This is a genomic window from Saccharomonospora iraqiensis subsp. paurometabolica YIM 90007, from assembly GCF_000231035.2.
Taxonomy (GTDB): Bacteria; Actinomycetota; Actinomycetes; order Mycobacteriales; family Pseudonocardiaceae; genus Saccharomonospora; species Saccharomonospora paurometabolica.
Genome location: NZ_KI912213.1, coordinates 149,622 through 157,401, shown reverse-complemented (window position 1 = coordinate 157,401; position 7,780 = coordinate 149,622). Strand labels below are relative to the sequence as shown.

Here is a 7,780-nt window from a genome sequence, read left to right as displayed (position 1 = left end):
GTCGTCGTGCGGGGCAGCCGGCCCGCCGCGGGCGGACTCCCCGGTCACGACGCCCGTGCCCACCACGTCCGAAGCGTGGTCGCGGGCTCGCCCGCGGTGCGGACCCGGCGGCACTCGCTCGTCCTCCCGCGTGTGTCGGTGTCCGGAGACGTGTGGTCCGGACGATATCCGTCCACCGGGTGAACCACCGGACCGGACGCCATGATCCCACCCCCGGGAAGGCGCCCCGTCGGTGTCCCACCCGGAGGAGGGGCCCCGCTTCCGGGACGCATCGGGCGGTGAGAACACGGTCCGTCGTGACGTCTGGTCCGGGCGGGGGATATCTTCGTGCATGCCGGAACACCCGGGGCGTGCCGGTCACGGACCGTGTCGCCCCGCGGTGCGGTTTCGCGAGCGGGATCGTGGGAGGTGTGCCGTGGCGGGTCGGGACTTCTGATCGCCGGGGATCGTGCGGTCATGGTTCACACAGTCGTCGGTGCTCGTCGGGGCGCCCGACCGGAGAAGGAGGTGAGCGGCGGTGTCCGGTCGTGACTTCTGACCGTCGGTGAATACCTTGTCGCGGGCGGGTTCACGCCGTTCCGGTACGGCACCATCAGGTGGTCCGACCACCCGGGGACGTGCCGCTCGCCGCACCGTGTCGTGATACGCGGCGCCACCGGGTCCGTCCCGCCCCGTGGCGTCCCTGCCGTGTCGTCCCGGGGCCGTGCCGCCCTCAACCGATCGTCCCCGGTGTTCGGCCGCGGGGTACGTCCGGCCGATCAGCGCTCACTCGTTCGGCGCAGGGTGGCGGCCGTTCGTCGCGGGCCGGTACGCACCGTGCGTATCGTGCCCGACACTGGAGCTAGCCGGCTACACCGACGTGACGCGTGGGCGGCAGCCCGCGGTGGGGAGACAGGGATGGACGGACAACTCGGCGGCAGGGCCGTGGTGGTGACCGGGGCCGGGCGTGGTCTGGGGGAGGCGTTCGCCACGCACGCGGCCAGGGCGGGTGCGGCGGTCGTGGTCAACGACGTCGACGCCGGACTGGCCGAACGCACGGCGGCGAACATCACGGCGCACGGCGGCACGGCGGTCGCCAGTGGACACAGTGTGGCCGATCCCGCGCAGGCGCGGGCGATCGTGGAGCTGTGCGTGTCCGAGTTCGGCGCGGTCGACGGTCTGGTGAACAACGCGGGGGTCAACTACGAGGCGCTGCCGTGGGCCGACGACCCCGCCCGGGTGCGCGAGCTCGTCGAGACGAACGTGCTCGGCGTCCTCCACGTGGGGATGGCGGCGGCCGAGCGCATGGTCGAGCGGGACCGGGGCGGCTCGATCGTCAACATCGCGTCCGGGGCACTGTTGGGGCAGCGCAAGCTGGGTGCGTACGCGGCGAGCAAGGGGGCGGTCGCCTCGTTGACCTACTCGTGGGCACTGGACATGGAGGAGGTCGGGGTCCGGGTCAACGCCGTGTGCCCGCTGGCCCACACCCGCATGGTGTGGAAGTCGGAACGCAGTCTGCGCAACTGTCCACCGGAACGCACGCCGTCCCGCGTCGCTCCGCTGGTGACCTACCTGCTCGCCGAGGCCTCCGCGGGAATCACCGGACAGCTCGTCCGGTGCGACGGTTCGGACCTGCACGTGCTGGCCCAACCCGCGTTCAAGGAGCCGATCCTGCGCCGTCCCGAGTGGGACTCGGACGGTGTCCGGCAGGCCTTCGACGAGGTGTTCGCCGCCCACCTGGAGCCCTACGGCCTGGAGAAGCGTGTCCCGGAGCCCCTGCGCGGATGGACCCGCTCGGCCTGACGCGGCTGTGCCGTGAAGGACCCCTTCGCTGCGTGTGGTGCCGTGAAGGACTCCTTCGCTGCATGGGACGCAGGCAAGGAGTCCTTCACGGCACGCGACGCGGGGTGCTCAGCTCTCGTAGAGGGACTCGATCTCGGTGTCGTAGCGGTTGGTGATGACCCGGCGCTTGAGCTTGAGGGTGGGGGTCAGCTCGCCGCTGTCCGGGGACCACGCCTCGGACAGCAGGTGGTAGCGCTTGATCTGCTCGACGCGGGCGAGCCGTTCGTTCGCCGCGGTCACGGCACGGTCGATCTCGGCGCGGATCTCCGGGTGCTCGGCCAGTGCGGCCACGTCCCCGGCCTCGATGCCGCGGGACGAGGCCCACGCCGGGGCGATCTCGTCGTCCAGCACGATCAGTGCCGTGATGTAGGGCCGGTCGTCCCCGATCGCGATCGTCTGCCCGATGAGCGGGTGCTCCTTGAGCAGACCCTCGATCCGGGTCGGGGCGATGTTCTTGCCCCCCGCCGTGATGATCAGTTCCTTCTTCCGGTCCGTGACGCTGACGAACCCGTCCTCGTCGATCGTGCCGATGTCCCCGGTGGCGAACCAGCCGTCGGCATCGGTGGCGGGTTCGATCGACCCGTCCTCCTGGAGGTAGCCGGGGAACACGATCGGCCCGCGCACCAGCAGTTCGCCGTCGTCGGCCACCGCCACCTCGACGTCGGCGAGCGGGCGGCCCACCGTGCCCGCACGGAAGGCGGAGGCGGTGTTCGCGGTCACCGCACCCGTCGTCTCCGACAGGCCCCAGACCTCCTGGATCTCGATGCCGAGCCCGGCGATGAAGTACAGCACCTCCGTCGGCAGGGCGGCGGCGCCGCTCGCGGCCAGGAACAACCGGTCCAGGCCGAGCATCTGCCGGATCGGGGCGAGCACGTTCTCGTCCGTCTCGGCGATCCGCTCGGCGAGGTCGGCGGGCACCTCCTTGCCCGCACTGCGCAGCTTGTAGCCCTCCTGGAGCAGTTCGTTGGCCGCGAGCAACTCCTCGCGCCGCTGCTCGTCCACGCCCGCGAGCATGTTCTTCATGCCGGCGACCATCTTCTCCCACACGCGCGGCACGCCGAAGAACGAGTCCGGCCGCACCGTGCCCAGGGCCCCGACCACCCCGCTCGCGTCCGCGAGCGTGTGCACGTGGCCCGCGTGCACGATCGGCATGTAGATCGAGAGCACCCGCTCGGCGACGTGCGCGAGCGGAAGGTAGGCGATGTTCGACATGTGCATGGGCGCGTCATGTAATTGGCGAACTGCCAACGCCTCGTGGATCGTGTTGCGGTGCGACAACACCACGCCCTTGGGCGCGCCGGTGGTCCCCGAGGTGTAGATCATGCACAGCGGGTCGTCGGTCCTGATGTCGTCGGTCAGCCGCTCGAAGGCGTCCGGATTGCTCCGGTGCAGCTCGGCCCCGCGCTCGCGGACCCGCTCGGCACTGACGAACCGTCCGTCCCCGGCGGGGATCGCGTCGGCGTCCATCATGACGATGTGTTCGAGGTTCGGCAGGTCGTCGAGCACCGGGAGCCAGCGCTCGAGCTCCTCCGCACCGGCGAGCACGGCGACCGGGGCCGCGCTGTGGTTGACGACGTAGCGGATCTGGTCACTGCTCAACGTCGAGTACGCGGTACACGAGATCACCGCGAGGTTCGCGGCGGCCAGATCGGCGATGACATGTTCGGGGCGGCTGGGCGACATGATGATCATGCGCTGGCCCGCGCGCAGGCCCAGATCGGCCAGACCGCGGGCGAAGGCGGCGATCTCCTCGCGGAGTTCGCCCCACGAGAGGGTGGGCCGGTCCGCGTCGTCCAGCGAACTCAGGGCGGGCAGGTCCGCGAACTCGGTCGCGTTCCGCCGCAGCAGCCCGGCCACGGTCTGTCCCTCGACCTGGTTCGCGACGGATGGCTGGATGGTCAACGCTGTCCTCCTCGATCCGGCGTAGATGCCACACCATAGGTAATCCGGGTCACGTTGAGGAGAGGGGAGGCCGAACCGCAACACACGCGGCGGGCGTGAATCGGTTCACCGGTCGGCGGACCGTGCGGGCGCGAGCCGTGTCGGTCGCGGCGCGGCCGGGTAGGTGACGGACATGCGCGGCGACACCGAACGCACGGTCGGGCGGCTGATGGACGTGGCGGGCCGGACCTACGCCGACGAGGCGGGGATCCGGCTCACCGACAGTCCCGCGAGCCTGTACCGGTTGTTGGTGCTGTCGATCCTGATGTCGGCCCGGATCAAGGCCGACATCGCGGTGGCGGCGGCGCGGGAGCTGTCCGGCGCGGGGTTCCGCACCGCCCGCCGGATGCGCGAGTCCTCCTGGCAGGACCGGGTCGACGCGCTGGGCCGGGGGCACTACGTGCGCTACGACGAGAGCACGGCGAGCACCCTCGGCGAGGGTGCCGCGCTGATCGACGACGAGTACGGCGGTGATCTCCGCCGGATGGCCCGTCGCGCGGACGGTGACCCCGGCAGGCTGCGGCGCCTGCTGTGCGAGGTGCCCGGGATCGGCGCCGTCGGCGCGGACATCTTCTGCCGGGAGGTCCAGGGGGTGTGGCCGTGGCTGCGTCCGTACCTCGACAAGAAGGCCAGGGAGGGGGCCGAGCGGATCGGACTGCCCAAGGACGCGGCGGCCCTGGCCGGGCTGGTCCCCGACGACGACCTGGCCCGGTTCTCCGCGGCCCTGGTGCGGGTACGGCTCGACCGCACGCTCGCGGACGAGGTGACGGCGAGCCCCGCGCGGGCGTGAGCACCACGGTCGTGCCGCGTGGTGCGGACTTCGCGCCTTCGGCGCGGTGCGGACTTCGCGCCTCCGGCGCGGTGTGGACTTCGCGCCTCCGGCGCGGTGCGGACTTCGCGCCTCCGGCGCGGTGTCCCCCCGCGGTGGTGCGGGTATCCGGCAGCATGTCCGAGCTGCTGACCGGTGACTTCTACTCCTTCGAGGAACTGCTCGACACCGACGAGCGGGCCGTCCTGCACCGGGTGCGGGAGTTCCTCCGTTCCGAGGTCGCGCCGATCGCCAACGAGTACTGGGCCCGTGCGGAGTTCCCGACCGAGCTGGTGAAGAGCTACGCCGAGCTGGGGATCGCCGGTCGTGCCTATCCCGACGTGCAGGGACCGAAGCCGACCAGCCTGCTGAGCGGATTCCTCGCCCTGGAGATGGCGCACACCGACGCGTCGATGGCGACCTTCTTCGGGGTGCACAGCGGGCTCGCGATGGGCAGCATCGCCGACTGCGGGGACGCCGCCCAGCGGACACGGTGGCTGCCGCCGATGAGCCGGATGGAACTCCTGGGCGCGTTCGCGCTGACCGAACCGGAGGGCGGTTCCGACGTCGCGGGCGGGATGCGGACCACGGCGCGCCGGTCCGGCGACGAATGGGTGCTCGACGGGCGCAAGCGCTGGATCGGCAACGCCACCTTCGCCGACCTCCTCGTCGTCTGGGCCCGGGACGTCGACGACGGGCAGGTCAAGGGGTTCGTGGTGGAGAAGGACACCCCCGGGCTCACCGCCACGAAGATCGAGAACAAGATCGCACTCCGGTCGGTGCAGAACGCCGACGTCGTGCTGGACGGGTGTCGGGTCCCCGAGGCGAACCGGCTGCAGAACGCCCGTTCGTTCCGGGACACGGCCCGGATCCTGCGGGCCACCCGCAGTGGCGTGGCGTGGCAGGCAGTCGGGGTGATGCTGGCGGCCTACGAGATCGCCCTGCGCTACGCGGGCGAACGGGAACAGTTCGGCAGGCCGATCGCGGCGTTCCAGCTCGTGCAGGACCTGCTGGTGCGGATGCTCGGCAACGTCACGTCGTCGTTCGGCATGGTCGTGCGCCTGGCGCAGCTGCAGGACGCGGGCACCTACCGGGACGAGCACTCGGCCCTGGCCAAGGCCCACTGCACCAGTCGGATGCGGGAGGTCGTCGGGTGGGCGCGCGAGCTGCTGGCGGGCAACGGCATCGTGCTCGACCACGACATCGGCCGGTTCGTCGCGGACGCCGAGGCGCTCTACTCGTACGAGGGGACCCGCGAGATCAACAGTCTGGTGGTCGGGCGCGCGATCACCGGACACGGGGCGTTCGTGTGACCCGGCGCCCTCCGGCTCCGGTGCCGGGGGCCGGCCGGGATCGCGATGTGTAATCCTGACCTCGTGGGTGACGAGGCTGTTGTGGCCGCCGCCGGTCCCGGCGAGCCGGCGGAGGATCTCACCGCGGTGCTGAGCAAGATCGCCCGGACGCTGGAGCCCGAGGCGGACGTCGACCGCGCCGTCGAACACATCGTCCGCGCCGCCGCCGCGACGGTGCCCGGTGCGGACGAGGCGGGGGTGTCGCTGCTGGAGAGCGGCACGATGCGCTCGGTCGCACCGTCGAGCGACGTCGTGGCGCACCTGGACCAGCTCCAGCACCGGCTGCACGAGGGGCCGTGCGTCGACGCGATCCACGAGCGGCCGGTCTACCGCACCGGCGACATCGGCGCGGACCCCCGGTGGCCCCGCTTCGGCCGGGAGGCGGCCTCGTCCGGGGTGTCGTCGATGCTCGGGTTCAAGCTGTTCACCAGCACGTCCACGATCGGCGCGTTGAACCTGTACTCGTGGCGGACCGACGCCTTCGACGACGACGCCGAGCGCATCGGGGAACTGTTCGCCGCGCACGCCGCCGTGGCGCTGGCGGGCTCGCAGGGACTGGCGCACCTGCACGTGGCGTTGCGGACCCGGGACACCATCGGCATGGCCAAGGGCATCCTGATGGAACGGCACGGTGTGGACGCCGACCGCGCGTTCGCGCTGCTGGTGGAGGCCTCCCAGCACGCCAACCTCAAACTCCGGGACGCCGCCGAGTGGCTGGTCAGCCAGTTCCGTCCCGAAGAGGTGCGTCCCGCAGGTGGGCACTGACCGGCACGACCATCGGCGTGCCCGCGACCGGGTCGGTGAGCACCTTGGCGTCGAGTCCGAACGTCTCCGCCAGCAGCTGTTCGGTGAGCACCTCCCCGGGGGCGCCCCGGGCCACCACCCGCCCGTCGTCCATGGCCACCAGCGTGTCCGCGTAGCGGGCGGCGAGGTTGAGGTCGTGCAGCACCATCACCACCGTGGTGCCGCGCTCGGTGTGCAGGCCGTGGACGAGGTCGAGCACGTCCACCTGGTGCGCGAGGTCCAGGTAGGTGATCGGCTCGTCGAGCAGCAGCAGGGCGGTGTCCTGGGCCAGGGTCATCGAGATCCACGCCCGTTGCCGCTGGCCGCCGGAGAGCTCATCCACCACCCGGTCCGCGTGGGCGTCCATCCCGGTCAGCGCCAGCGCGTGGCCGACGGCCCGCTCGTCGTCGGCGGACCACTGCCGGTGCCAGCTCTGGTGCGGGTGCCGGCCCCGGGACACCAGGTCGCCGACGGTGAGCCCCTCCGGGGCGAGCGGCGACTGCGGCAGCAGCCCGACCGTCCGGGCGACGTCACGGGTGGGGCGTTTGTCGATGCGTTTGCCGTCCAGCAGGACGGCGCCGCCGCGCGGACGCAACAGCCGGCCCAGCGCGCGCAGCAGCGTGGACTTGCCGCACCCGTTGGGGCCGATCACGACGGTGACGGAGCCGTCCTCGACGGCGAGGTCGAGGCCGTCGACGACGAGTCGTTCGCCGTATCCGAGCCGGAGCTGGTCGGCCCGCAGTCTGGACCGCGTCACGTGCGTCCCTCCTGTCTTCCGTCGGTGGCGGGGGCATCCGGGGCCGGTGCGCCGCTCACCGTCGGCGGCTCCGGGCGAGCAGGTAGAGCAGGTACGGCGCGCCGAGGATCGCCGTGAGCACCCCGACCGGCACACTCGGTGCGAGCACCCGGACGGTGAGGTCGGCGCCCACGGTCAGCAGGGCACCCAGTACCAGGGACCCGGCGAGCGGGGGTTGGGCCGTCCGGGCCAGGCGCAGGGCGATCTGCGGGGTGGCCAGCGCCACGAACGAGATCGGACCGGCCGCGGCGGTGGCCACCGCCGCGAGGGCGGCGGCCA

7 protein-coding genes are annotated in these 7,780 nt (G+C 72.0%); 4 read left to right on the top strand and 3 right to left on the bottom strand.

Annotated features, from left to right (window positions below):
• The first annotated feature begins 897 nt into the window (after positions 1 to 897).
• Positions 898 to 1,782: an SDR family NAD(P)-dependent oxidoreductase gene (locus tag SACPADRAFT_RS0205350; RefSeq protein ID WP_007025622.1), complete on the top strand. Its 885-nt coding sequence runs from the start codon at positions 898 to 900 to the stop codon at positions 1,780 to 1,782.
• A gap of 108 nt (positions 1,783 to 1,890) precedes the next feature.
• On the opposite strand, the gene SACPADRAFT_RS0205345 is transcribed toward SACPADRAFT_RS0205350, so the two are convergent.
• Positions 1,891 to 3,723, bottom strand: coding sequence for an AMP-dependent synthetase/ligase (locus tag SACPADRAFT_RS0205345; protein ID WP_007025623.1), 1,833 nt, complete (start codon positions 3,721 to 3,723; stop codon positions 1,891 to 1,893).
• A 172-nt stretch (positions 3,724 to 3,895) separates the two neighbouring features.
• Between SACPADRAFT_RS0205345 and SACPADRAFT_RS0205340 the strand changes: the two genes are divergently transcribed.
• The 3 genes from SACPADRAFT_RS0205340 to SACPADRAFT_RS25720 all read left to right on the top strand — a co-directional run bounded on the left by SACPADRAFT_RS0205340 (position 3,896) and on the right by SACPADRAFT_RS25720 (position 6,687).
• Positions 3,896 to 4,552, top strand: coding sequence for an HhH-GDP family DNA glycosylase (locus tag SACPADRAFT_RS0205340; RefSeq protein ID WP_007025624.1), 657 nt, complete (start codon positions 3,896 to 3,898; stop codon positions 4,550 to 4,552).
• A 155-nt stretch (positions 4,553 to 4,707) separates the two neighbouring features.
• Entirely contained in the window at positions 4,708 to 5,883 is a 1,176-nt protein-coding gene (locus SACPADRAFT_RS0205335; RefSeq protein WP_007025625.1) for an acyl-CoA dehydrogenase family protein, read from the top strand.
• 45 nt (positions 5,884 to 5,928) lie between these two features.
• Positions 5,929 to 6,687, top strand: coding sequence for a GAF and ANTAR domain-containing protein (locus SACPADRAFT_RS25720; RefSeq protein WP_007025626.1), 759 nt, complete (start codon positions 5,929 to 5,931; stop codon positions 6,685 to 6,687).
• Here SACPADRAFT_RS25720 and SACPADRAFT_RS0205325 read toward each other — a convergent pair.
• Positions 6,641 to 7,462: an ABC transporter ATP-binding protein gene (locus tag SACPADRAFT_RS0205325; RefSeq protein WP_007025627.1), complete on the bottom strand. Its 822-nt coding sequence runs from the start codon at positions 7,460 to 7,462 to the stop codon at positions 6,641 to 6,643. The genes SACPADRAFT_RS25720 and SACPADRAFT_RS0205325 overlap by 47 nt on opposite strands.
• Before the next feature lie 55 nt (positions 7,463 to 7,517).
• On the bottom strand, positions 7,518 to 7,780 hold a 263-nt coding region (locus SACPADRAFT_RS25715), incomplete at its 5' end, for an iron chelate uptake ABC transporter family permease subunit (RefSeq protein ID WP_007025628.1).